Below are 22,950 nucleotides of genomic sequence, written 5' to 3' on the forward strand. Positions count from 1 at the left end.
GGGAGCAGGCCTCAGGCCTTCCACGGCTTGAGCCAAAGCCCCAACCCCAGCAACACCAGCGCGCCGGCCAGGCTGCTCAACCCCAACTGCCATCCATCGTTGTGCAAGGGGTGCAGGGCCAGCGCCGCCACACCCAACAGCACCCCGCTCAAGCCCCACTGCAACGGCCAGCCCAGTTGGCCGAGCAGTTGCTGGCGATGCATCAGCAACAGGTTGGTCACCACCACGCCACCCAACGCCGCCAAGGCGATCCCCGGCAGGCCGAAACAATAGGGCAGCACCACCAGTAACGCGGCATTGACCAGGCTGCCCAGCAGTTCGCAATTGAGCGGCAGGCGCGTGTCACCGCTGGCGTAGGCGTAGCGCGCGAGCATGGCGTTCCAGGCGCCAAACACCAGGGGCGTGGCGAACCAGGCCAGCAGCGCCGGCAGAGGGCCGTCGGCGCTCTGGGCGGGCATCAGTAGATGAATCAGCGTAGGGCTGGCGCCAATCAGGCCGAAGGCCGCAGGCAAGCTCAGCAGGGTCGCTGCATCCAGGCCGCGGCGCAGCAGCGCCAGGCGCTGTTGGCCTTGCTCGCCGCTCATCATGCCCAGCAGCACTTGGTTAAGGCTCATCAAGGCAATCAGTGGCAGGTTGATCAGCTTGCGCGCGAGGTTCACCCACGTCACAGCGCCTTCCCCCAGGAAACTGGCGATCAACCGCTCCAGTAGCGCCAGGCCCTGGCTCGCCACGTTGCTGGCCAACAATGGGCCGATGCGCCCCAGCAATTCGCGGCCTGCCAGCGGGTCGCCGCTGACCTGCCACGGCCGCCAGCCGAAGGACCAGACCGGCGCCAGCAACGGCAGGCACATCAACACACTGCCAGCAAAAAAGCTCATGGCCAGCTCGGTACTGTCGCTGGAGCTGCCACGGATAAACAGGTACAGCACCGGTGGCAGATTGAACAGCAAAGAGCCCAGTCCCGGCAGGACAAAACGTTGGCGTGCCTGCAAGGGAATGCTGAACAACGCATGCATCACCAAGCCTGGCGCACAGGCGGCTAGCCAGCGCAGGTTGGCGGCGGCTTGGGCATGGGCCGCGGCGTCCAGGCCGGGGCCGATCAGGCGCACCCACAGCGGCGCGCCCAGCGCCAGTAGGGCAAACAGGGCCAGGCCCACGCCCAGCAGGCGAGGGGACAGGCTGGCCAGCCAGGCTTGCTGGCGCTGTGGGTCGCGTTGCTGATAGAGGGGCAGGGCAGCCGCTGCGAGCAAGCCGGCGGCCAGGGTCATGCGCAGGGCTTCGGGCAAAAACACCGCCACCAGAAACCCGTCGCTGCGACTGCCCGCGCCCCAGGCCGCCACCAGCAGCCATTCGCGGGCAAAACCGGCCACCAGCCCGGCGAGCGTCGCCAGGGTCAGCCAGAGCGTGCTGCCGAACATCAGTGAAACAGGGTGAACAGGCCTTTGCCACCCACCTTGTAGTTCAGGTCATGGCAACGTTCGCCCATGATTTTGGCGCCGCTGCCGCCAATGATTTTGTAGGGCGCCACGGCTTTGGCCACCACGGTATTGGCGCTGATCACTGAACCATGGCCCAGGTGCGTGCCGTAGCCGATCAACGCTCGGCTGCCGATCCACACGTAGTCGTCGATGTAGATCGGCCCGGAAATCGACCAGAACTCCGGCGCCTGCAAATCATGACTGCCGGCGATGATCAGCACGTGGGAGGCAATCGCCACATGGTTGCCGATCACCAGCCCGGCGCGGGCGTCCACCTGGCAATGCCAGCCGATGACCGAATCGTCGCCGACCACCAGATTGTGCATGCCCAGCACTTCGGTGTTACGCCACACGCTGGAGCCCTTGCCTATTTTCGCGCCACCCAGGCGTAGCCAGGCAATGCGCACATGGTGGCTGGGGATCTTGTTGATCAAGATGTTGTAGGCCATGTCCCAGACACTGCGCCATCGGTCTTTGACGGTTGCCCAGTTTTTGCCGTAACGCGGCAGTAGCTGGGCCGCAAGGTCCTGTTTCATTCGGCGGAACAGGCGGCGCGCCACCGGGTGCTCAATCGCGGTTTCCAGGTCGATGGAGCTGATCCAGAAGCGCTTGTTGTCGCCTTCGCCTTCTTCAAATACCACGTCGTGGGCCAGGCACCAATCCAGCGCCTCTTCCAGGTCTGGCAGGCTCACGCCTATTTCAGCGGCCAGCGTGGGGAGGCGGTCGCGCAAGTCGGTGGAATGAATCATCCGGTGCTTCATGGTTGGTTATCCTTTGGCTCAATGGCAGCAACAGGGGCGGTAATGGACGGGCGCAGGCGCACCTGTTGCAGGCTCATGCCCATCAACAGCCAGAACAGCGCGATCAGTACAAAGGTGAAGCTGAAATAGTGGTCGAAAATCCCCGTCAGCAACGCCGCCAGTACGCCACAGATGCACCCCAGCCACAGCGCATTGTCGGCGGTGACCTTGCGCACCTGGCCCAGGGGCCGCACTTCGCGCCACCACAACAGGGTGACGGTGATAAACAGCAGCATCCCTGGAATGCCCACCTTGTAGATGAAGTTCAGCCACAGGTTGGAGATCCCCAACAGATTGGAGCCGGGCACGGGCGGGTCGATCTTGAAGCCGATCCCCAGGGGGAAGGTCGCCATGGCGGTGGGGAACCTGGCGTACTCGTCAAAGCGGATTTCGGTACTGGCGTTGGTGGTCGAGAAAATGGTCAGCAAGCGCTCCTGCAGCGGCGGATAGAACATCACCAGCGCAACGGCGAACGCCGCCCCGATACCGATGATGCGCCCGCTGTTCGGCACGCGCTTGTAAGCCAGCCAGATCAACACCAGCGCCAGGGCCACGATGGCGCCACGGGAAATACTCAGCAGCAGGCCGGCACACCCCAGCACCGCCACCGCCAGGCCCAGCGCCCGACGCCAGCCGCTGCGGGTCCAGCCATAAAACAGTGCCAGCGGAATAAACAGCACCAGCACGCCACCGGTCAGGTTGGGGTGCACCCAGGGCGAGGCCATGCGCGTGTAGTTGGCGGAGAAAATATCCTTCACCGCTTCCGGGTGGGCGTATTTGAGGTCGGTGAGAATATCGATCATCGACATCGCATTGCGTGTTTTGAGGAACATGAAGATCGACAGCAACAGCATCGCCAGGTTACCCAGCAACAGGGCGACCACCACCTTGTCGCGGTCGGCGTCGGTACGCAGCAGCAGCGGCACGATAAACAACATCGACAGGTTCATCAGCCAGCGCACCCAGTTCACCGGCCCGTTGCCTTCGGCATGGATGATCAGCATGCCCCAGATAAACGGAATGGTGCTGAACAGCATCAGCCACATCAGCGCCCGTTCGGTCGGTCGCCACAGCATGAAGCCGCGGGTCTTGCCGATGAACGATTGCCAGAACACCCCGGCCCAGGTCAGCCCCAGTACCGCCTCGCTGACGGTGGTGCGGATGCCCAGTTGCAAGGTGGTGTAGGGAATACTGGTGGCCAGTACCGCGAAAATCAGCAAGCCCCACAGGGGAAAGCGGATCAGGGTCAAGGCCACGGCCACACCGGCCACCACCAACATGACCTTGATCGGTGACAAGGCCAACAGCAACCCGCCGAACACCAGGCCCAGCAGCAGACTGACGAATTTTCCTGGCAGCATTAGCGATCCAATTCCTTGAGCAAAGTGTCCAGGCGCGCGCGATAGGCCGGTTCGGCAAATTGCCGGGCCCAGGCGCGGTGTGTTTCGCCGTCTTGCGTGGCCTCGGCGCCTGCCAGTTGTTGCATGACCTTGTGAAGTTGCTCGGCGTCATGGGGGGCGAAGCGCGGGGCGTTGGGCGGCGCGATTTCATCCAGGGCGCTGCCGCGTGCCACTGCTACCGGCGTGCCGACACTCAAGGCCTCCACCACCGGCAAGCCAAAGCCTTCGGCATAGGACGGCTGCCACAAGCACGCGGCATGACGGTAGAGCGCTTGCAGTTGGCCGTCCGATAAACCGCTGCACCAATGCAGGCCTGGCAGGTCGCCGAGTGATGCCGGTACATCGCTGGCGTGGCCCACCAGTACCATGTCCGGCACATCAGGGTTCAGCGCACGGCAGGCCTGCCATTGGCGCAGAAAGAACTCCATGTTCTTGCGCGGCTCCCGCGTGCCCACCACCAGCCAGTAACGCGCCGGCAGGTTGGCGGGCAGCGGTTCTGGCGCTGCATTCAGTTCGGGCACAAGATTGTTCAGCACGCGGAACTTGGCCCGGGCCCAGGGGAATAGGCGCGCGGCTTCATTGCAGGAAAACTGCGACGGGCACCACACCCGATCAGCCTGCCATACCGACCAGGCAATCGAAGCCCCGTCGATCAGGCGGTAGGCCAAGGCCTTGAGCTTGGAACGATGGAAGTTGCGGTGGGTGAGCTGAAACAGGTCATGCAGCACCAGCACATAGCGGGTGCCGGCGGGTTTGCGACACAGCGGCAAGCCCATATTGGCCGTGGCGATGTACAGGTCGATCTGCTGCTCGTGCAGCGCCTTGGGCAAGAACCCGCGCTCGAACCGCAGGCGCACTTGGGGGCGTTGCAGGCCGTCCAGTGGGCTGGCCCAGGCCGGGCAAACCGCAGTCTGACGTTGCGGATGCTCCAGGGGCGCCTCAGTGAAAAGCACCACCTCGGTGTTGCCCCGCGCGCGCAGGGCGTCTTCCAGGGCCACGACCTGGCGGGCGATGCCCGAAGACGGCGCAACCGTGGCGGGGCGATAATCCAGGGCTACGCGCATGGCTGAGACTCCTTGGCGGTGAGCAAGCTGTGGTAGAGGTGCTCCAGTTCATTACCCGCCACCGCCCAGTCGTGGTATTGCCGCGCATAGTCGCGTGCCGCATCGGCCAGTCGCCCGGCCAGCGCCGGTTCATCCAGCAGGCGCACAACGGCGTCGGCCAGGGCCTCGGCGTTTTCGCCGGCCAGGTAATGCACCTGCGGCTGTACCGCCAACCCGGAAACGCCCTGGGCCGTGCTCACCAGCGGCAAGCCGGCGGCCATCGCCTCCAGCACCTTGAGCTTGGAGCCGCCGCCATGGCGCAACGGGGCGACAAAACCGGCGCAGCGGCGTTGCAAGGCGCACAAGTCGGGAACAAACCCCAACCACTCGATACGTTCATCGGGCCAACGCTCGCGCCAGTGTTCGGGTAAGCCATAGCCGACCACCGCCAGGCGTGCGTCCGGGCACTGCAACCAGACCCTGGGGAAGATCTCTTCGAGCAGCCACTGCACAGCGTCCAGGTTCGGTGCGTACTCGTAGTTGCCGACGAACAACAGGCGCTGGCTCTGCGCATCGGCGTTGACCTCGGCGAAGGCGCGGCTGTCGACCCCATTGACCACCACGCTCACTGGCGTCGACGACAGCGGCCGCATGGCCTGGGCGTCCGCCTCGGTCACCGCGACCACATGCGCGGCGGCATCGAACGCCTTGCGTTCCCATTGCCGACAGCGCCACTGGTCGTACTGCACAAACGGTGCGGCCCACTTGGGGAATCGGTCATAAGTGGCGCCGCCAAGGCTCGATTCCAGGTTGTGCTCGGTCAGCACAAACTCGCGCCGTTGCTGCTGCAAGGTGCGCAGAAACGGCTGCAGGCTGTAGCTGTGTTCGACCTGAATCACGTCCCAGCGCTCATTCAACAGTTGCGCAAACTGGGCCTGCAACGGTGCCGACAGGCCGTTGACCGTGGTCAGCAGCGGCCAGGGCGCGAACAGGCCGCCGAGCAGGGTCAGCGGATGTTTCAGCGGCCGGCGTGGAACCACGATCAGGCGCTCGAGCAGCGGCTCAAGGGCCGCATGCACCGCGTCATCGGCCGGCGTTTTCGATTGCGCCAGCAGCGTGATGCGATGCCCGCGCTCACTCAAGGTGCGCAGCAAATGGTACTGCCGCGTCTTGCCGCCGCTGGTGGTCGGCCACGGCAGGTAGGGCACAATCCAGAGGATTCTCATGTACAGCTCTCCATGCCCAGGGCTACCACACCAGTATCTGCAAACTTGGCTTCACCACTGGGCGAATACCGTTCTCGTCGCTCAGGGTTTGCCGGGCGCCGGTCAGCGGGTCCAGCAGTTCTGCGTTTTTGATGCCGGGCAGGCTGATGCTGCTGCCTTTGGCGCTCCAATACATCAGCAGGTTTTTTCCGTCTGGGCGGGTCCAGGCCACGCTGTAGAAGCTGTCCGGTACATCCTGAAGCTGCGGCGTGTTGCCGGGTTTGAGCGTGGGGCCGGTGATCTCCAGGAAGCGGGCGAGGGCGGTGTACACCGGCTTGGGTTCGCCATCGAGGTTCAACAGGCCGTAATGCTGGTCACGTGGCGAGGCGCGTTGGTCGAGGTCGGACAGCGCGAACAGGAAGATCTTCTGGTAGTCCTGGGACGCCATCAACGCCAGGCGGCGCAAGGTGTAATCGGCTTGCCCGTCGACACCGATCAGGTCCTGCATCTCCTTGGGCCCGGCATAGCTGGACCAGCCCCATTCAGTGGCCCAGACCTGCTTGATCCCGGCACCGTGCAGCATCGAATTAAGTTGATCGCCGCGCAGCAGCACTTCGTTTTTGCCCGGCTCATCGGTTTCCGGAGTCATCGAATAAGGGTGATAGGCCGCGACCATGCCCAGGCTTTGCACCCCCAGCGCGCCGAGCGATTCAAACATCAGGGTTTTGCCACGCGGCGGCATCTGGCTGTAATACGCCATGCCACCCATGACCTGCAGTTTGTCCGGCGCTGCAATGTTCAAGGCCTTGTGACTGGCCAATAACAATTGCGCGTATTCCTTGGCGTTGACTTTGGGGCGCCAGTTGTTCGGCAGGTTCTGTTCATTCCATACCTGCCAGGCATCGATATTCGGGTAGCGCTTGGCCAGTACGGCCAGGCGCATGGCATAGATGTTGGCGTCCCGCGGTTGATACTGGTCCTGGAACGGCACGCCCTTGGGGGCGGTGGTGATAAAGGGTGCCGACCCCACCAGGTAAAACACCGAACGCAGTTTTTCGGCGGTCAGGGTGCGGTCCAGTTCATCGAAGGTGCTGAGTTGATAATCGTCTTCCTTGGGTTCCAGGCGATCCCAATGCAGGTCGACCCGCACCCATTGCAATCCAAGCTTCTTATATTGGTGGATCTGCTTACGGTACTGCTCGGGCGTGAACCACAGAAAGTGGGCGTTCACGCCGAGAAAATCCTTCCAGACCACGCTGCGCTCCGGGGCCAGGTTCACCGGTTGTGCATCGACTTTTTCACTCAACAGCAGGGCGCTACCGACGGCGATTGACAGCGCCAGCGGCAGGTAGCGCCACAGTGGGCGAACGGATGACAGGTTCATCGCAACGGCTCCTCACAAGCATCCCGAAATAATTCAGCAAACCGCTGGGCCGTGTTGGCCCACTGGCGTTGGTGGCCGATTTCTCCTGCCCGGGCGGCCCATTGCTGCGCCTGTTGCGGGTCGAGGATCAAGCGGCTCAAGGCGTTGCTCAAGGACGCTGTATCGCCTTGCTGATAGGTGATGCCATTGCCGCCGGCCACCTCTTCAGCGAAGGCGCGGGCGTTGGAGGTGATCACCCCGCGCCCGCAGGCATTGGCCCACGACAGCGCGCCGCTGGTGCCACGCATCTGCCCCAGGAAGCTGAGTTTTTTCGATTCGCGATAGGGCAGCACCATCACATGGTGCGCCTGGATCGTAGAAGGGATCTGCGCCGAGGGCAGGTCCAGTTGCCAGTCCACCACATCTTCAAGATGCAGCGCGCTGATCTGCTCGCGCAGGCCGTCGAGGTAGTTGCCGGCGGGGTCAAAGGTCATTTCCGGCGCGGTGCCACCGGCCAGGGTCAGGCGTACCTGGCCTCGGCATTGCGGGTGGGCGGCCAGTGACTGGGCCAGGGCCAGCAGCAAGTCCTCAATGCCCTTGCCACGGTAGATAAAACCGAAATACAGCAGGCGCAACGGCGCCAGTGGCGGTAACGCCTGGGGCGCGATGGGCAGGTTGCCATGGGCAATCACCGCCACCTGTTGCGGGCGCAGGCCCATGCGCTGGCGCAGGCAGTCGCCGCCCAAGCGGGTGAGGGTGATCAGGCGGCGCATGCCTTTGGCCAGGCGCCGTTCTTCGTGCAAGGTCAACGGGTCGGCTAGCAGCGCCGCCGCCTGGGGCAGCGGGTGAGGCAGGCGTTCAAGCAGCGTCAAAGGGAAAAACAGCTTGGCTCGGCGCCAGATCAGGCGCTCCGGGTCATGCACCGTGGCGGTCAACGGCAGGTGCGGTTGCGCCCGGCGCAGGTACTCCAGCGCCTGGAACTCACCGAAGCGTCCACCCCCCAGTTCTGCATGCACCAGGTCCACGCCGCGCCAGTCAAAGGCCTGCAGGCGCTTCAACTGTTCAGGCAGCTCCAGGCAGCCGGCGAGCGGGGTCACCACCTCAAGGCCCAGTTCGATCAACGCGTTGCGCAAGTGCGCGGCGTAATCGGCGATCCCGGTCTGCTCCGGTGGCAGCGGCGCCAGCAATGCGATACGCATCAGGCCGCCCCACGCCAGCTATTGAGTCGCGCCAGCACCTTGGCCGGCACTTCGAAGCGGCGGCGGTTGAGGATCATGCCGTCGACTTTGCCGAACGCGGTGGTCAGTAACGACACCGCATTTTCGATCGTTGGCACGGTGCTGGTGCGGGCTTCGATCACCAGCACGATCTGGTCAGCGCGGCGCAGCGTCAGGAAGGCCTGCGGGTTGGAGGACAGCGCCGAGGCGTCCAGCAGTAATACTTCACCCGGCGTTGGCGCGTTCGCCCCATCGACCGAGACGCGGTGACCACGCTCCTCCAGCAGACGCTTGAGTTGCGAGGCGATAAAGGTCACACCTTCGCCATGGCGCGCCGAGGTCAGGCCCAGGGCAAACCCTTCAGTGGCAATGCGATCCAAGGGCAGCAGGCTGTACAAGCGATAAAGGCTGGCGGTGACGGCTGCCGGCGTTGCGTCTTGCACATCGGGAATGCTGCTCCACAGCGGCACATGGAACATCTCCTGCAAGCGGGTACCATCGTGGATGCGCTGGTCCAGCAGGTACAACACATAGATGGTCAGCAAGCCCACGGCCACGCCGGCGGGAATAGCGAACAACAGCATCAGCAGGCTCTTGGGAAACACGCGTGCCGGGTTGAGGGTGGCGTGTTCGATCAGGGCGATGTTGCTGATCTGGCTGTTGTCCAGTTCGTGGTCGATTCGCGCTTGTTCAAGATTGTCCGAGTACAACGCGTAGCTCTTTTCGGCGGTGCGCAGTTGTTGGCTCAGGGTGTTGAGTTGCGGCTCATCGGTCATCGCCTGGTCACGCTGGGCGCGCAGTTCGGTAAGGGTCTTGTCGTAGTTCTCGATTTCCCCGGCCAGTTTGCGCTCTTGCAATTGGGCGTCGATCATTTGCTGTTTGACGTTGATCACCAGGCTGTTGGGCGCGGTGTTCTGTGAGCGTTCCAGGCGGGTGGCTTCCTGGGCGCTGAGGGCTTCCATGTCGCGGATGTTCTGCTCGATCTGGTTGACCTGCGGGGTGCCCGGCAGGTAGGTGCGCAACAGCCGAGCCCGCTCCACTTGCAGTGCATTAAGCTGGCGCTTGAGGTCGAGCTGGGTGGGGTTGAGGCTGGTTTCGCGCATCGTGACCACGTCTGCCGGCTGGCTCTTGATTTGCTGGCTGGCGTTGGCCAGCAGGCTGCGAATCCCCGAAATCTGGTTCTGTGCGCTGACCTTGGCGTCGGTGACGCGGTCGATCTGGTTGGTCAGGTTCTTCAGGCGCGCATCGACACTGATCGAGTCGATCTGCTTCAAGCGGCCTTGTAGCTGATCTTTCAGGCTCTGGATATTCTCCGCCACCTTGGCGCGTTCGGTTTCATAGAAGGTGTGCAGGCTCTTGCGCCCGAGAATCCGCGCGCGTTCTTCGAGGTAGGCGTTGACCCAGGTCTCGACGATTTTTTGCGCCACCGCCGGGTCGTCCCAGGTGAAGGAAATCTCGATCACCGAAGAACCCGGCTCGTGGCCGGCGGTGAAGTTCTTCTCCAGTGAGGTCGCCAGGCGTTCCAGCGGGCTTTGTTTCTCGGCAAGGCCGACAAACTGCAGCACACTTCGAATGCCATTGATGACTTCGCCCACACCCTTCTTGATGTAGAACTTGGTGACCTTCCAGAAGCCTTGCGGCGGTTCGGCGGTCATCGCCATATAGCGCTCGGCGACGATATGCACGATGGGCCGGCCCGTGAGCATTTTTTCTTCGTCGACAATCGGGTCGTGCTGGGTGCTCGGGGCAATCAGCGTCTGGCGGTTGGCGGCCTCGATCGGCAAGGTGGTGTTATCCCGCCCCGGCTTGACCAGCAAGCGCGCGTCCGACTCGTAGCGAGCCGGCAGCAGGAAGGCACCGAGCACGGCGATGACGATCGTGGTGAGCACGGCCAGTTTGAATTCGCGGCGGTAGATGAAAAACAGCCGCAGCAGGTCGCGAAGAGAGCGGATTTCGATCACAGGATCACTCCATTGCATATGGGGTTTACGAAAGGCGGGAACGCTTGGTTCGAGTGATACGAAGCCCGCTTCATAATCCTTGGCCTGCGTTGATGGTTGGGTTGTTGTAGATGGTGTTGCCGCTGTTTTTCACGTCGCTCTTGTTCAGGTCGTAATTCAAGCCAATACCAATCCCTTTGTTGATCGGAAACAGCTTGGTGAAGTACATATCCACAGCCTCCACCGTCGCGCCGATGCCCGATTGCGGCACAAAGATCAAATCGCCGCGTTGCAACGCTACCCGCGGGTGATTGGGGTTGGTCAACATGCTTTCCAGGCTGATGAAGTACGTCCTGTACTTGCCATCGGGGCCGGTGCGCAGCAAGGCCACGTTGGAGGCATCCGCCGAGGGCAATACACCACCGGAGCTGAGCAGCGCCTGCTCGACGCTGACGTTGCCGGCCAGGTCGAAAAACGCCGGGTTGGACACCGCGCCGCCGATAAACACCTTGTTGCTCGGTGCGCTGGCGATGTTCACCGTCACCGCAGGTTCCCGGTAGATGCGCTTGTACTTCTCGGTGATTTCCTTGCCCAGGTCTTCGGGCGTGCGCAGGGCCGCCTTGACCCGGCCAATGTTGGGCACCGAGATCACGCCGTCGGGGCGCACCACAAATATCGTCATGTCATCGGCCGCCGCCGGCTCCTGGGCATCACGTACGATCCGCAGCGAGTCGCCGCTCTGGATCAGCACCTGCGGCGGTGGCAGGTCGGCCAGGGTCAGCGCCGCTTGATGGCCGGCCTTGAGCGTGTCGTTATCAGGAAGCGGCACCCGCGCGGGGGTCGAACAGCCAGCCAGCCAGATTGAGGCACTCATGAGGCCGAGCAGGGTAAGACGGAAACGTCGGTTGATAGTCTTCATGACGGCTCAAGTCCAGTAGGTGGAAAACATGCCCAGGCGCCGTTTAAGCGCGTTGGGCAGGTGGCGTTCAAGGTGGCCGAGGCGATAGCCCAGCAATTTAAAGGCACTGCGCACCACCACTTCGGGGGCGCGGTACAGCGCGTTGGCCTCGCGCAATGCGTGCAGTTCGGCCAGCACATAACGTTTGCCTTCGCCGCCGGCGTCGCCAAACGCCTGGCGAATCCACGGCTCGCGGCCGTAGAACACACCGATATCGAAGTAGCGGCGAAACTCTTCCAGCAAGCGGTAATCATGGGAGTGATAAACCTGCGCACTCGCGGCATAGCGCACCTGATAACCGGCCAGCAGCATGCGCGCGGCCACATAGGCGTCTTCACTGCCAATCACGTCCTGGGGGAAACCGCCCACCGCGCTCAGGGCGCTGCGCCGGTACACCGAAAACGAGTCGGAGCTGAAGCAGGTCTTGATGCCCAGTTGCGCTGCATCGTCCAGGCGCTTGGTGCGGCTGGCCGCCGGGTAATTGAAGTGCCGCGACTGCGCGCCGAGCACGCCGGCACCGGGGTGCGGCAGTTGCCGGCCGTAGGCCACGCCATTGAGCGGCTCCAGTTGCAGCTCGCTGATCAGGTTGGCAAAGGTCTCGGCGTTGGCGGGGATCGCGTCCTGGGTCATGACGATCAAGGCGTCGCCGCCTACTTGCTCGCTGGCCCAGCGCCGGGTACCGCCGTGGTTGAAATCACGGGCGTCAATCACCTCCACGCGCGCGCCGAATTCGCGAAAGCGCGCCACGGTGTTATCGCTCGATGCGCTGTCGACCACCAGCATTTCGTCCGGCTGCAACGTCTGCATGCGCAGCGCTGGCAACAGGCGATCCAGGTGGCTGGCCGCGTTGCGGGTGGGGATGATCAATGACGTACGCATCAGGGCTTCACTTCAACCGGCGCGCGGCCGTAGATGTCGTCATAGCGCACGATGTCGTCTTCACCCAGGTACTCACCGCTCTGCACCTCGATCATCACCAAGTCGATGATGCCGGGGTTGGTCAGGCGGTGCTTGTGCCCGGCGGGAATGTAGGTGGACTCGTTCATGTTGAGCAGGATTTCGCGCTCACCATTGGTGATCATCGCCGCGCCGCTGACCACCACCCAATGCTCGCTGCGGTGATGGTGCATTTGCAGGGACAGCGAACCTTTGGGCTTGACCACGATGCGCTTGATTTTGAACCGCGTGCTTTCTTCCAGCACCGTGTAGGTGCCCCAGGGCCGAGTGACGGTGCGATGCAGGCTGAACGCCGGGTGATTCTGGCGCTTGAGTTCGGCAACGATATGCCGCACGTCCTGGCTGCGATGGGCGTCGGCGATCAGCAGGGCGTCGGGGGTGTCGACGATGATCAGGTCACGCACGCCCACCGCACCGAGTACCCGCTTGGGCGAGTCGATGTAGCAGTTATGCACGTCGTGCAGGATCGCCTCGCCGTTGATCTGGTTGCCATTGTCGTCACTGGGCGTGAGTTGGCGCAGGGCTTCCCAGGAGCCGATATCGCTCCAGCCTATGTCGCAGGGCACGACCGCGACTTGGGCGGATTTTTCCATCAGCGCCACATCGATGGAGATATCCGGCGCGGTGCCGAAACCTTCCGGGCTTAGTTCGCGCTGGCGGCTGCTACTGTTTTGCAGGCTCTGGCTGTGCTCCAGCGCCGCCTTGGCCGCCTCCAGAACCGCCGGGGCGTGGCTGGCCAATTCTTCCAGCAGGGTTGCCGCCTTGAAGCAGAACATGCCGGCATTCCACAGATGCTTGCCGCCGTCCAGGTAGCCTTGGGCGGTGGCCTGGTCGGGCTTTTCGACAAAGCGCTGCACCCGAAAACCTGCGCCCAGGGCCGGCCCTTGTTCGATATAGCCAAAGCCGGTTTCTGCTCGGTCAGGCTGGATGCCAAAGGTCACCAGGTAACCGGCCTCGGCCAAGGCACGGGCTTTTTCCACCGCCTGGGCAAAGGCGCTTTCATCCAGCACCAGATGATCGGCGGGCATCACCAGCAACTGCGCGTCTGCGCCAAAATGCTCCTGCACATGCAACGCAGCCACTGCGATGGCGGCGGCGGTGTTGCGGCCAAACGGCTCCAGCAGCAGGTCGAGGCCCAGGCGCTGGGTGTTCACCGCGCGGTAGTCGTCGAGAGTGCGAAACAGCAGGTCGCGGTTGGTCACGGTCAGGATGCTGTCGACGCCCGGCAAGTGACTGGCCCGCAGGAAGGTCTTCTGCAACAGGCTCTGGTCGTCGCGCATGCGCATGAAGGGCTTGGGCATGTTCTGCCGCGAAACCGGCCATAGCCGCGTACCCGAACCACCGGAGATGATGCAGGGAATCAATCCGTTAAGTGGGTTCATCAATAGACTTCCTTGGTGGAAAGAACGGCCGGGACCGTCATGAAAACGATGTAGAGGTCCAGCCATACGGACCATTTGGCGATGTATTCCAGGTCGTATTCGACCCGCTTCTGAATCTTGAATAACGTATCGGTCTCGCCGCGGTAACCATTTATCTGCGCCCAACCGGTAATGCCCGGCTTGACCCGATGGCGCGAGCTGTATTCGCTGACCGCTTCCTCGAAAGGAATCCCGGCGGCCTTGGTGGCCGTGGCGTGGGGGCGCGGGCCGACCATCGACATATTGCCCAGCAGCACGTTAAACAGTTGGGGCAGCTCATCAATGCTGGTCTTGCGGATGATCCTGCCGACCCGAGTGATGCGCGGGTCCTGGCGCGTGGTCTGGTTCTCGGCGTTGAGGTCGGTCTGCTCGACGTACATCGAGCGGAACTTGAACACGCGGATCAGGTTGTCGTTGTAGCCATAGCGCTTCTGGCGAAACAGCACCGGGCCCTTGGAATCGAGTTTGATCGCGATGGCGGTCACCAGCATCACCGGCGACAGCAGCAACAGGCCGATGCTGGCCAGCAGCAGGTCTTCGCAACGCTTGATAAACGGCGACCAGCCTCGCAGCGGCAATTGCGAGGTGTTGAACATCAGAATGCCGCCCACATCGGTGATGCGGTTATGGCCGTAGCGCAGGGCGGCCATGTCCGGCACCAGCATGACGTTCACCGACATCTGTCGCAGGCGCTTGACCAACCCGTTGATGCGCTGCTCGGCAGCCCAGGGCAGGGTGATCATTACCTGGTTGACCTGTTCGGAGCGGATCAGCTTTTCCAGGTCGCGGGTATTGCCCAGCAACGGCAGGCGGCTCAGCTCCTTGGGAATGCGCTCGGTACGGTCGTCGATAAAACCGATCAGGCCGGAACGAATATCACTGTTGCGCGATAGGTGTTCAGCCACATGCACGGCCGTGTCGGTAAAGCCCAGGATCACGGTGCGCTGGAGGAATTTGCCGTTGTCCATCAAATGGCGATACAGGCGCAGCATGAGTATGCGCTCCACGCCAAACAGCACCAGGCTCGCGCAAAACCAGAACGCCAGGTTGCGAGGGCTCAACTGCGGGAACAGGAGCAGGATCTGGTACATGAACAACAGGATGCAAAACGCCGAGACCCAGGCCACCAGCATCACGCGAAAACGCAGGCGATTGCTGAACAGGTCATCGGAGTAAACCCCCAGGGCCTGGAACAGGATAATGGTCAGGATCGCAAAGAACGCCAGCAGGCCCAGATAGTGAGTGCGCATGTGTTCCGCGACCGGGTCCGGGTAGAACAACAGGATGATCGCCGGCGAGATGGCGGTCAGTCCATGGATCAGTTTTACGAAAACGACAAAAAACTCAACGAAACCGGTGCGAGTTAAAAACAGGCTATCAACCGACGATTTGCCGCGCATACATCAGATCCTCAATACACCACCAGAACGTTCCTATTCGTTTGCTCATCCATAAGACAGGTATGCATTACAAGTGGTGCAAATCGAACGACTTCTGTTGCTGGGTAATACGTAATGGCTGTCTAAACGCAGGCATTTACTGGTTGATGGCTAAATAGTGGCTCCTTTGAGGATTTGTGTCAATGATTTGGCTTTTTGGCCGTCTTATTCGATAGTCCTCTCAAGGTCTCCATGATATGACGGTTTGTTGACGTGCATGGCGGGTATTTCAGAATAATCGAGAATCGATGATGGCTTTTTGGAGTGTAGGAACAAACCTAGGGATTTGCCTGCTAGCCACGAAAAGCTTTTGACGATGGCGGAGGGCCTTTTTGTAGGAGCGAGCTTGCTCGCGAAAAACGTCAACGATAACGCGTGCTTCCTGGGTACACGCGGCGTCTGGGAGTTTTTCGCGAGCAAGCTCGCTCCTACAGGAGGGGGTGTGCGGTGCTTAGAAGTTGCCTTTGAGGCTCAGCGTCAGGTTACGCGGCTCCCCTTGAGCGCCATCGTCCAACTGATAGTCGCCCCACACCCTGAGCATATGTCGGGGCAAGTGGGTGTTGGAGACCGCGTCTTCAGCAATCACTGGGTTCGCTGCGTGAGCAATGTATCCAGCACAATTTTTTGTAGGGCCTGCCAGCGCCGATTAATCTGGGGTTTTCCCAGCGGACGGTTCAACCATGATCAGCCTCGTCACACTCGGCGTTTTTTCCGGCGCTGTGTTGCTATTGCTGCTGTCACCGGGGCCGAACATGGCGTTTGTCATCAGCCAGGGTGTCGCCCATGGCTGGCGCGGCGGCATTGCTGCGGCCCTGGGCATTGGCGTGGCCGACCTGTTGCTGACGGCATTGACCGCGATGGGGGTGACGGCGGTGGTCGCCAGTTGGCCGCCGGCATTCGACCTGATCCGTTGTGCGGGCGTGATCTACCTGCTGTGGTTGGTCTTCAAAACCTTGCAAAAACGCCCCAGCCTGGGCGCCGCTCACGTCGGCAGCGTGGCGTTGAGCCGAGTGTTTCTGCAGGCCATGTTCAACAGTTTGCTCAACCCCAAGGCGTTGTTGTTTTTCATGGTGTTCCTGCCACAGTTTGTGCGGCCCGAGGCGGGGCCTATCGCCTTGCAATTGCTGGTGCTGGGCGGCGTGCTGACGCTGATCGCGAGCGTGTTTCATGTGCTGTTGGGCCTGTTTGGCGGGACGCTGAGCCGCTTTTTCGCCAAGCGCACAAAAAGCGGCTGGTTGCAGAAGTGGGGATTGGCGGCGGTGCTGATGGCGTTGGCCGTGCGTTTGGCGGTGATGTCGCGTCCTGCCTGAGGGCACGCGGGAAGCCAGGCAGGTTTCTTTGTGGCGAGGAAGCTTGCTCCCGTGACGGCCCGACAGCCGATGCTCATTTACCAGACACCCCACCATCCAATTGTGGGAGCTGCCTGCCAACCGACGCCTATCTACCTGGCACCCCGCAATCAAACTGTGGGAGCGGGCTTGCCCGCGAAGGCGGCCTAACAGGCGACGCAGTTATACCGAGAGCATATCCATTCCTGCGGTAACGGCTACTTAGGGTTCCGCCCAACGGCGGCTCACTTTCGAAAAGCGCGAAAGTAAGCAAAGCGCTCTTGCCCCACCACTCGGCACCTCGCTTAGGCTCGGTGTGCCCGTAATCCGCCAGAGATTTGGGGGGCCGCCGCCACGCGCCATCCATGGCGCGGGGCGGCTAAACCGGCATCCCTGCCGGTTTACCCCCCAAATCCCTGTCGAATTCCGGCCAGCGTGGTTTAACGGGGCGCTTGAGATCAAGATCAAAAGCAGATCAAGAGCGGCTCGCTTCGCATCGTGGTTACTGTCGGCTACAACTCGACGGCCGTCGAGCACCGAAAGAATCAAAAAAAGTTACGTATAGCGGTCTAGGGCTCCCCTATGAATCCAAATTCACCCCAACCGCGCAGCCGCCCGCGCAACAATCTCCCCGCGCACTCTGCGTGACTCTTCCGTGCGCTTGTTAGCCTCCTCCAGCACATGCCGGGGCGCCGTTTCCGGGCGGCCGGAGTCAAACGGTGGGGCTGGCGCGTATTCGATTTGCAGTTGCACCAGTTGCGCTGCCGCTTCGCTGTACAGCTCTGCGGCCAACGTCAGGGCAAAGTCGATGCCGGCGGTGATCCCGCCGCCGGTAAACAGGTTGCCGTCACGCACTACACGCTCCTGCACAGGGATGGCACCGAGCGGGGCGAGCAGGTCGTGGTAGGCCCAGTGGGTGGTGGCCTTGCGACCGCGCAGTAACCCTGCCGCGCCCAATACCAGTGAGCCGGTGCACACCGAGGTCATGTAGCGTGCGGTCTGTGCCTGGGCCTTGAGAAAGTCCAGGGTTTGCGCATCTTCCATCAACGGGCCTACGCCAGCGCCGCCAGGTACGCAGAGCACGTCCAGGTTCGGGCAGTCGGCATACGTGATGGTCGGCGTGAACACCAGGCCAGTGCTGGAGGTGATCGGCGCGAGGTCTTTCCACACCAGGTGCAGCTTCACGTCTGGCAGCGAACCGAGGACATCATAGGGGCCGGTAAGGTCCAGTTGCTGGATGCCGGGGAACAATAGAAAGCCGATCTGCAAGGTCATGATTCAAGCTCCGAAAGGAATGGACGTCCTTACTGTAGAAGCCTAGGCTTTGGCGAATACGCCATTGAGCCCACTAATCTCGCCAATCATGCCTAAAATTATTCATGTCCTCGCGTTTGAGAATGCCCAGGTGCTCGATGTCACCGGGCCTCTACAGGTGTTCGCATCGGCTAACGATCTGGCGCGCCAACGTGGTTTGCCATTGCCCTACGCGGTCAACGTCATTGCTACTCAGGCTGGGCCGGTGATGACGTCAGCTGGTCTGGCGCTGCTGGCTGAACCGCTGCCCGCCATCGACGCGCCTTGCGACACGCTGGTGATCGCCGGTGGCTGGGGCGTATACGGCGCTGCCGAAGACCCGGCGCTGGTGCAGTGGGTACGCGATAAATCCCATTCCACCCGGCGCATGGCTTCGGTGTGCACCGGAGCTTTTCTGCTGGCCGCCAGTGGCTTGCTCGATGGTTGCCGCGTGGCCACGCACTGGACACGCTGTGAAGAACTGGCGCGCAAGTTCCCTGCGCTCACGGTGGAGGCCAATCCGATTTTCATCCAGCAGGGCGCGGTGTGGACATCTGCCGGTGTGACCGCCGGGATCGACCTGTGTCTGGCTTTGGTAGAGGAGGACCTGGGGCGTGCGATTGCCCTGGAAGTGGCGCGCCACTTGGTGGTGTTTCTCAAGCGCCCTGGCGGTCAGTCGCAATTCAGCGTGACGTTATCCCTGCAAAAGAGCGACAGCCGCTTTGCTGAGCTGCATGCCTGGATCGCCGATAACCTGACGCTGGGCCTGAGCATCGCCACCCTGGCGGCCCAGGCTGGCATGAGCGAGCGCAGCTTTGTGCGTCACTACCGCACCGAGACCGGCCAAACGCCTGCGCGGGCCGTGGAACTGATTCGCGTCGAAAACGCACGCCGGCAATTGGCAGACAGCACAACCTCCATCAAACGTATCGCCATGCAATGCGGTTTTGGCTGTGAAGAGACCTTGCGTCGCAGCTTTCTAAGGGCTTTGTCGGTGACGCCCCAGGCGTATCGGGAGCGTTTTTCACCGCTCCAGTAGTTCCAGCAAAGCGTGAAGCGTGACCTGAGGCGCTTCCTGGAACACATTATGACCCACGCCGGGCAACACCTGGCGGCGATAAAAGCCGCTGAAGTGCTCTACATCGTCATCCTCCAGCGGCGGCGGGCCCACACCGTCGTCGGCTCCGCACAACGAAATGCTCGGTACCGATATCGCCGGTTGTGGCACCAGCGCCTGCTCGATGTATTCCAGCGCGGGATCACCCGGCGCATACATGAAGCGGTGGCGATAGGAGTGAATCACCACCTCTACAAAGTCGGGGTTATCAAACGACGGCGCGGTCAGGGCGTAGCGGCTTGGCCCTTCGGCCCAGGACGGTGACCACAGTGTCCAGAGCAGTTGGCAGAGTTCACGCCGGTTGGCCGTCAAGCCATCGACCCCGCGCTGGGTGTGAAAGTAATACTGATACCAGAGCCGATGTTCTGTCTCAGGTGCCCTGGGTTTGAGCGACTGGCTGATGGCCTGAATGTTGTAGCCATCGCCGGTCACCAGGCCGCGTACCCGCTGCGGCCACAGCGCCGCCACAATACAGGCGGCGCGCCCACCCCAGTCAAAGCCGGCTAGGGTGGCTTGCGGGATGGCCAAGGCATCCATGAAATCCAGCAAGTCCTTGGCCAGCGCTGCCTGTTGGCCGGAGCGCATCACTTGCGTGTTGATAAACCGTGTCGGGCCATAGCCGCGTAAATACGGGACCAATACCCGATAACCACGTTCAGCCAGCACCGGCGCGATGTCGTCGTAACCCCGAGGGTCGTAGGGGAAGCCATGCAACAGGATCACCGGTTCGCCCTCGACGGGGCCGTGGGTTTCGTAAGCCACATCAAGCAGGGTGGTGCGCACATACAGCAATGCGGGTGGGGTGATTACGGTTGCCATACGGTTTTCTCCCCACTGAGCTTGCGGTCCAGGAACGTTGCCGCGCTGATCAACGCCAAATGGCTCAAGGCCTGGGGCGTGTTGCCCAAGTGCCGGGCCTGGCTGTCGAACTCTTCGGCGTACAACCCCAGCGGGTTGGCGTACCGCAGCAACTGTTCGAATTCCAGATGGGCTTTTTCCACTTGCCCGGCGCGCGCCAGGCATTCGACGTACCAGAACGAGCAGGCGGCAAACGCGCCTTCGACGCCTTGCAGCCCATCGATCTGGCTGTCGTCATTGCGATAGCGGTAGACCATGCCGTCGCGCACCAGGCTTTTCTGGATCGCTTCCAGTGTCGACAGCCAGCGCGGGTCCGTGGCGGCGACAAAGCGCACCAGTGGCATCAACAGCATAGAGCCGTCGAGGGCGGTGCTGCCGATATGCTGCACAAAATGCCCGCGTTCTTCGTTCCAGAAGTTCGTCCAGATGTCGGCGTAGATCGCCTGGCGCGTCTGGTCCCAGCGTGCGAACGGCGCTGGTAGTGAGCGTTTGGAGGCCAGGCGGATGGCGCGGTCCAGGGCCACCCAGCACATCAGGCGTGAGTGCAGGAAGTGGTGCTGTTCACCGCGCATTTCCCAGATGCCCACGTCTTTGTGGTTCCAGATCTCACACACCTGGTCGACCACTTCCACCGTGTGTTTCCAGCCTTGGTGGGAGATGGCTTCGCCGTATTTGTTCACTAGGTAGACCGCGTCCATGAGTTCGCCATAGATATCCAGCTGGATCTGATCGAACGCCTCATTGCCCACCCGCACCGGTTGGGCGCCGCCGTGGCCGCTCAAGTGGTCGAGGGTGGTTTCCGGCAGCTCCTGGCGGCCGTCGATGCCGTACAGGATGTTGATCTTGGTCGGCTGGCCGCAGCAGTCGCTGACCCGCCCCCTGAGCCAGCGCATATAGGCGTTGGCCTCCTCGACGAAACCCAGGCGCATGAACGCATAGACGGTGAACGAGGCATCGCGGATCCAGGTGTAGCGGTAGTCCCAGTTGCGTTCGCCGCCGGGCGTTTCCGGCAGCCCGAACGTAGCCGCGGCGATGATGGCGCCGTGTTTGCGCGAGGTCAGCAGTTTCAGCGCCAGGGCCGAGCGGTTGACCATCTCGCGCCAGCGTCCCCGATAGTTGGACTGGCTGATCCAACCGCGCCAGAACTTCAAGGTGCGCTCCAGGTAGAGGTCGGTACAGTCGTTGGTGACGCGCGCATCCTCCTGGCCGCCGAGGACAAATTCGGCGCCTTCATCCTGGGCGAGGGTAAAGGTGGCGAGGGCGGTGTTGTCTTGAAGGGTCAGCGGCTGGCTGCCGATCAGGCGCAGGCCAGGCTGGCCGCTGGCGGTGAACACGACACTGGCAGCCTCGGCCTTCGCCTCGGTAGCGGCCCGGGCATAGTCGTGGCGCACGGCGCAGCTCAAGTGGATCGTCGCCTTGCCACTGACCACCCGTACCCGCCTGATCAGCAAAGGCAGTTCATCGACGTTTTCGCTGACGGTCAGCAGGTCGGTGATCTCCACCACCGCTTCATCGCTCAGCCAGCGGGTTTGCAGCACGTTGGTGTCGGGCAGGTAGATCTGCTCGCGGCGGGCGTTGGGCAGGTCCGGGGTAAGCTGAAAGGTGCCGGCCTCGGGCGTGTCGAGCAATGCGCAAAACACCGAGGGGCTGTCGAATTCCGGCCAGCAGAAGAAGTCGATGCTGCCGCGGTCGTTCACCAGTGCCGCACTGCGCATGTCGCCGATGATCCCGTGGGCATCAATGGCGCTTTGAGGTTCGTTCTTGAAATCAACCATTGCCACGGAACTCCGGGTAGAGGCTCATACCGCCATCAATGAACAAGGTGCTGCCAACCACATAATCAGAGGCATCGCTGGCCAGCCACACCACGGCATTGGCCACGTCTTCGACGTCACCGACACGACCATAAGGAATCAATTTGAGCAGCTCTTTTTCTGCAGCACCTTCAGTGGCTGCGCGGTTGATCGCCGTGCGAATCGCCCCAGGCGCAATGCCATTGATGCGGATGCGTTGCTCGCTGACTTCCTGGGCGAGGGTGCGCATCAGCATCTCCACGCCGCCCTTGGAGGCCGCGTAATTCACATGCCCGGCCCAGGGGATGACTTGATGCACCGAACTCATATGGATGATTTTGCCGGCGGCCCGTGACACACCTTCACGAACGCCCTGGCGATTGAAGATACGCACCGCCGCCCGCGCGCACAGGAATTGCCCGGTGAGGTTGACGCCAATCACCGTGTTCCAATCCTCAAGAGTCATATCGACTAGGTTGGCGTCTTTTTGCAGGCCGGAGTTGGCCACCAGAATATCCAGATGGCCGAAGGCGTCGAGGGTTTGTGCGAACAGGCGTTCAACATCGTCCTCCTTGGACACATCGCCGCCAATCGCAAGCGCCTGGCCGCCGTTGGCATTGATCTGCGCGGCGAGGGCCTCAGCCGGTGCCGCCTGGGAGTTGTAGTTAAGCACCACCGCCGCGCCTGCTGCGGCCAAGGCTTTGGCCGCACCCGCGCCAATGCCGGAACTGGCCCCGGTGACCAGGGCCACTTGTTGCTGCAAGGAAATCTGCATCGCCCACCCACCGTTTTATGAGAGTCCTTCTTGCTGACTGGCGGCGGGGAGCGGAAGTTCACCCCCTGGCGCTTACGCCCAGCGCGGGTAAAAGCGCGACTTTGTCGTATGATGCTGAAAACAAAGGGCAATACAGGAAGCGATGGAATGCACGTGTGGGCCGATAACAGATGGACGAAACTATTGCTCAGCGGCGTATTGGCCGTTTTATCACTGACTCAGACAGCCTTGTGCGTCGCCGACAACAGCAATGGTAAAGCGCTGTACCTACAACGCTGTGCCGTGTGCCATGGGCCTGATATCAAAGGCACGGGGCCATTGGCTAAAAAAAGTAATCCGCCAACCCCCGACCTGACAACCGCCGCCTTCAAGAAACGACTCCATGATTATCCGGGCGTTATCGTCTCCTCGGTCATCCTTCGCCCCAATGGCAACCTGATCCCCAAGACGCTGCAAGACAATGGCGTAAAGATCGCGCCACATGCCTGGAGCGTTAAAGACTTTCGCGATTTGCATCAATACATGAGTGAGGTCATTTCGAACAAATAGTGGGTGGGCGATGGGC

General features: G+C 61.9%; 20 protein-coding genes. 3 read left to right on the forward strand and 17 right to left on the reverse strand.

Annotated elements, in window-relative coordinates; genetic code table 11:
• Positions 1-11: 11 nt before the first annotated feature.
• From V8689_RS10215 to V8689_RS10275, 13 genes are all read right to left on the reverse strand, one after another.
• Entirely contained in the window at positions 12-1,418 is a 1,407-nt protein-coding gene (locus tag V8689_RS10215; RefSeq protein ID WP_056788237.1) for a lipid II flippase MurJ, read from the reverse strand.
• A complete protein-coding gene (locus tag V8689_RS10220; RefSeq protein ID WP_056788240.1) occupies positions 1,418-2,239 on the reverse strand; it encodes an acyltransferase in 822 nt (273 codons plus the stop codon). The genes V8689_RS10215 and V8689_RS10220 overlap by 1 nt, the downstream gene beginning before the upstream one ends.
• On the reverse strand, positions 2,236-3,639 hold the full coding sequence (locus tag V8689_RS10225; RefSeq protein ID WP_056788242.1) for an O-antigen ligase family protein: 1,404 nt from the start codon (positions 3,637-3,639) through the stop codon (positions 2,236-2,238). Before V8689_RS10225 ends, V8689_RS10220 begins: the two co-directional genes overlap by 4 nt.
• Positions 3,639-4,742 carry a glycosyltransferase family 4 protein gene (locus V8689_RS10230; protein WP_056788245.1) on the reverse strand — a complete coding sequence of 368 codons (1,104 nt, stop codon included), beginning with the start codon at positions 4,740-4,742 and terminating at the stop codon, positions 3,639-3,641. The genes V8689_RS10225 and V8689_RS10230 overlap by 1 nt, the downstream gene beginning before the upstream one ends.
• Positions 4,733-5,947: a glycosyltransferase family 4 protein gene (locus V8689_RS10235; RefSeq protein WP_056788248.1), complete on the reverse strand. Its 1,215-nt coding sequence runs from the start codon at positions 5,945-5,947 to the stop codon at positions 4,733-4,735. Before V8689_RS10235 ends, V8689_RS10230 begins: the two co-directional genes overlap by 10 nt.
• 22 nt (positions 5,948-5,969) lie before the next feature.
• Positions 5,970-7,310: a beta-galactosidase gene (locus V8689_RS10240; protein ID WP_056788251.1), complete on the reverse strand. Its 1,341-nt coding sequence runs from the start codon at positions 7,308-7,310 to the stop codon at positions 5,970-5,972.
• A complete protein-coding gene (locus V8689_RS10245; protein ID WP_056788254.1) occupies positions 7,307-8,488 on the reverse strand; it encodes a glycosyltransferase in 1,182 nt (393 codons plus the stop codon). Before V8689_RS10245 ends, V8689_RS10240 begins: the two co-directional genes overlap by 4 nt.
• Positions 8,488-10,467 (reverse strand): GumC family protein, encoded by a 1,980-nt coding sequence (locus V8689_RS10250; RefSeq protein ID WP_056788255.1) that lies wholly within the window; start codon positions 10,465-10,467, stop codon positions 8,488-8,490. The genes V8689_RS10245 and V8689_RS10250 overlap by 1 nt, the downstream gene beginning before the upstream one ends.
• A 70-nt stretch (positions 10,468-10,537) precedes the next feature.
• Positions 10,538-11,365, reverse strand: coding sequence for a polysaccharide biosynthesis/export family protein (locus V8689_RS10255; RefSeq protein WP_056788258.1), 828 nt, complete (start codon positions 11,363-11,365; stop codon positions 10,538-10,540).
• Between the two features lie 6 nt (positions 11,366-11,371).
• Positions 11,372-12,283: a glycosyltransferase family 2 protein gene (locus tag V8689_RS10260; RefSeq protein WP_056788261.1), complete on the reverse strand. Its 912-nt coding sequence runs from the start codon at positions 12,281-12,283 to the stop codon at positions 11,372-11,374.
• Positions 12,283-13,743, reverse strand: a complete 1,461-nt coding sequence (locus tag V8689_RS10265) for a mannose-1-phosphate guanylyltransferase/mannose-6-phosphate isomerase (protein ID WP_044273578.1) — start codon at positions 13,741-13,743, stop codon at positions 12,283-12,285. Before V8689_RS10265 ends, V8689_RS10260 begins: the two co-directional genes overlap by 1 nt.
• Positions 13,743-15,182, reverse strand: coding sequence for an undecaprenyl-phosphate glucose phosphotransferase (locus tag V8689_RS10270; RefSeq protein ID WP_056788264.1), 1,440 nt, complete (start codon positions 15,180-15,182; stop codon positions 13,743-13,745). Before V8689_RS10270 ends, V8689_RS10265 begins: the two co-directional genes overlap by 1 nt.
• A gap of 490 nt (positions 15,183-15,672) precedes the next feature.
• Positions 15,673-15,807 (reverse strand): hypothetical protein, encoded by a 135-nt coding sequence (locus V8689_RS10275; protein WP_263398751.1) that lies wholly within the window; start codon positions 15,805-15,807, stop codon positions 15,673-15,675.
• Positions 15,808-15,901: 94 nt separating this feature from the next.
• Here V8689_RS10275 and V8689_RS10280 point away from each other — a divergent pair, with 94 nt between their 5' ends.
• The gene (locus tag V8689_RS10280; protein WP_056788266.1) at positions 15,902-16,531 is read left to right on the forward strand and encodes a LysE family translocator; all 630 of its coding nucleotides are present in this window, start codon (positions 15,902-15,904) and stop codon (positions 16,529-16,531) included.
• A 612-nt stretch (positions 16,532-17,143) separates the two neighbouring features.
• On the opposite strand, the gene inhA is transcribed toward V8689_RS10280, so the two are convergent.
• The gene (gene inhA / locus V8689_RS10285) at positions 17,144-17,824 is read right to left on the reverse strand and encodes an isonitrile hydratase (RefSeq protein WP_056788269.1); all 681 of its coding nucleotides are present in this window, start codon (positions 17,822-17,824) and stop codon (positions 17,144-17,146) included.
• A gap of 88 nt (positions 17,825-17,912) precedes the next feature.
• Here inhA and V8689_RS10290 point away from each other — a divergent pair, with 88 nt between their 5' ends.
• Positions 17,913-18,881, forward strand: a complete 969-nt coding sequence (locus V8689_RS10290) for a GlxA family transcriptional regulator (RefSeq protein ID WP_056788273.1) — start codon at positions 17,913-17,915, stop codon at positions 18,879-18,881.
• Here V8689_RS10290 and V8689_RS10295 read toward each other — a convergent pair.
• From V8689_RS10295 to V8689_RS10305, 3 genes are read right to left on the reverse strand one after another with little or no spacing between them, the layout of a single operon-like run.
• Complete coding sequence (locus V8689_RS10295) at positions 18,867-19,778, reverse strand: alpha/beta fold hydrolase (protein WP_056788275.1); 912 nt, start codon at positions 19,776-19,778, stop codon at positions 18,867-18,869. The two genes, V8689_RS10290 and V8689_RS10295, sit on opposite strands and share 15 nt — an antisense overlap.
• Positions 19,766-21,592 (reverse strand): glycoside hydrolase family 15 protein, encoded by a 1,827-nt coding sequence (locus V8689_RS10300; RefSeq protein WP_056788277.1) that lies wholly within the window; start codon positions 21,590-21,592, stop codon positions 19,766-19,768. Before V8689_RS10300 ends, V8689_RS10295 begins: the two co-directional genes overlap by 13 nt.
• Entirely contained in the window at positions 21,585-22,385 is an 801-nt protein-coding gene (locus V8689_RS10305) for a glucose 1-dehydrogenase (RefSeq protein ID WP_056788281.1), read from the reverse strand. The genes V8689_RS10300 and V8689_RS10305 overlap by 8 nt, the downstream gene beginning before the upstream one ends.
• A 147-nt stretch (positions 22,386-22,532) precedes the next feature.
• On the opposite strand from V8689_RS10305, the gene V8689_RS10310 reads away from it, so the two are divergent.
• On the forward strand, positions 22,533-22,934 hold the full coding sequence (locus V8689_RS10310; protein ID WP_056788287.1) for a cytochrome c: 402 nt from the start codon (positions 22,533-22,535) through the stop codon (positions 22,932-22,934).
• The last annotated feature ends 16 nt before the right edge of the window (positions 22,935-22,950 follow it).

Source organism: Pseudomonas sp. AK181, assembly GCF_051122975.1.
Lineage (GTDB): Bacteria > Pseudomonadota > Gammaproteobacteria > Pseudomonadales > Pseudomonadaceae > Aquipseudomonas > Aquipseudomonas lactis.

What these genes read in the sequence shown, in the direction of transcription:
- V8689_RS10215 (WP_056788237.1), bottom strand. Translation starts at nt 1,418, where the DNA reads ATGTTCGGCAGCACGCTCTGGCTGACCCTGGCGACGCTCGCCGGGCTG.
- V8689_RS10220 (WP_056788240.1), bottom strand. Translation starts at nt 2,239, where the DNA reads ATGAAGCACCGGATGATTCATTCCACCGACTTGCGCGACCGCCTCCCC.
- V8689_RS10225 (WP_056788242.1), bottom strand. Translation starts at nt 3,639, where the DNA reads ATGCTGCCAGGAAAATTCGTCAGTCTGCTGCTGGGCCTGGTGTTCGGC.
- V8689_RS10230 (WP_056788245.1), bottom strand. Translation starts at nt 4,742, where the DNA reads ATGCGCGTAGCCCTGGATTATCGCCCCGCCACGGTTGCGCCGTCTTCG.
- V8689_RS10235 (WP_056788248.1), bottom strand. Translation starts at nt 5,947, where the DNA reads ATGAGAATCCTCTGGATTGTGCCCTACCTGCCGTGGCCGACCACCAGC.
- V8689_RS10240 (WP_056788251.1), bottom strand. Translation starts at nt 7,310, where the DNA reads ATGAACCTGTCATCCGTTCGCCCACTGTGGCGCTACCTGCCGCTGGCG.
- V8689_RS10245 (WP_056788254.1), bottom strand. Translation starts at nt 8,488, where the DNA reads ATGCGTATCGCATTGCTGGCGCCGCTGCCACCGGAGCAGACCGGGATC.
- V8689_RS10255 (WP_056788258.1), bottom strand. Translation starts at nt 11,365, where the DNA reads ATGAAGACTATCAACCGACGTTTCCGTCTTACCCTGCTCGGCCTCATG.
- V8689_RS10260 (WP_056788261.1), bottom strand. Translation starts at nt 12,283, where the DNA reads ATGCGTACGTCATTGATCATCCCCACCCGCAACGCGGCCAGCCACCTG.
- V8689_RS10265 (WP_044273578.1), bottom strand. Translation starts at nt 13,743, where the DNA reads ATGAACCCACTTAACGGATTGATTCCCTGCATCATCTCCGGTGGTTCG.
- V8689_RS10270 (WP_056788264.1), bottom strand. Translation starts at nt 15,182, where the DNA reads ATGCGCGGCAAATCGTCGGTTGATAGCCTGTTTTTAACTCGCACCGGT.
- V8689_RS10280 (WP_056788266.1), top strand. Translation starts at nt 15,902, where the DNA reads ATGATCAGCCTCGTCACACTCGGCGTTTTTTCCGGCGCTGTGTTGCTA.
- inhA (WP_056788269.1), bottom strand. Translation starts at nt 17,824, where the DNA reads ATGACCTTGCAGATCGGCTTTCTATTGTTCCCCGGCATCCAGCAACTG.
- V8689_RS10290 (WP_056788273.1), top strand. Translation starts at nt 17,913, where the DNA reads ATGCCTAAAATTATTCATGTCCTCGCGTTTGAGAATGCCCAGGTGCTC.
- V8689_RS10295 (WP_056788275.1), bottom strand. Translation starts at nt 19,778, where the DNA reads ATGGCAACCGTAATCACCCCACCCGCATTGCTGTATGTGCGCACCACC.
- V8689_RS10300 (WP_056788277.1), bottom strand. Translation starts at nt 21,592, where the DNA reads ATGGTTGATTTCAAGAACGAACCTCAAAGCGCCATTGATGCCCACGGG.
- V8689_RS10305 (WP_056788281.1), bottom strand. Translation starts at nt 22,385, where the DNA reads ATGCAGATTTCCTTGCAGCAACAAGTGGCCCTGGTCACCGGGGCCAGT.
- V8689_RS10310 (WP_056788287.1), top strand. Translation starts at nt 22,533, where the DNA reads ATGCACGTGTGGGCCGATAACAGATGGACGAAACTATTGCTCAGCGGC.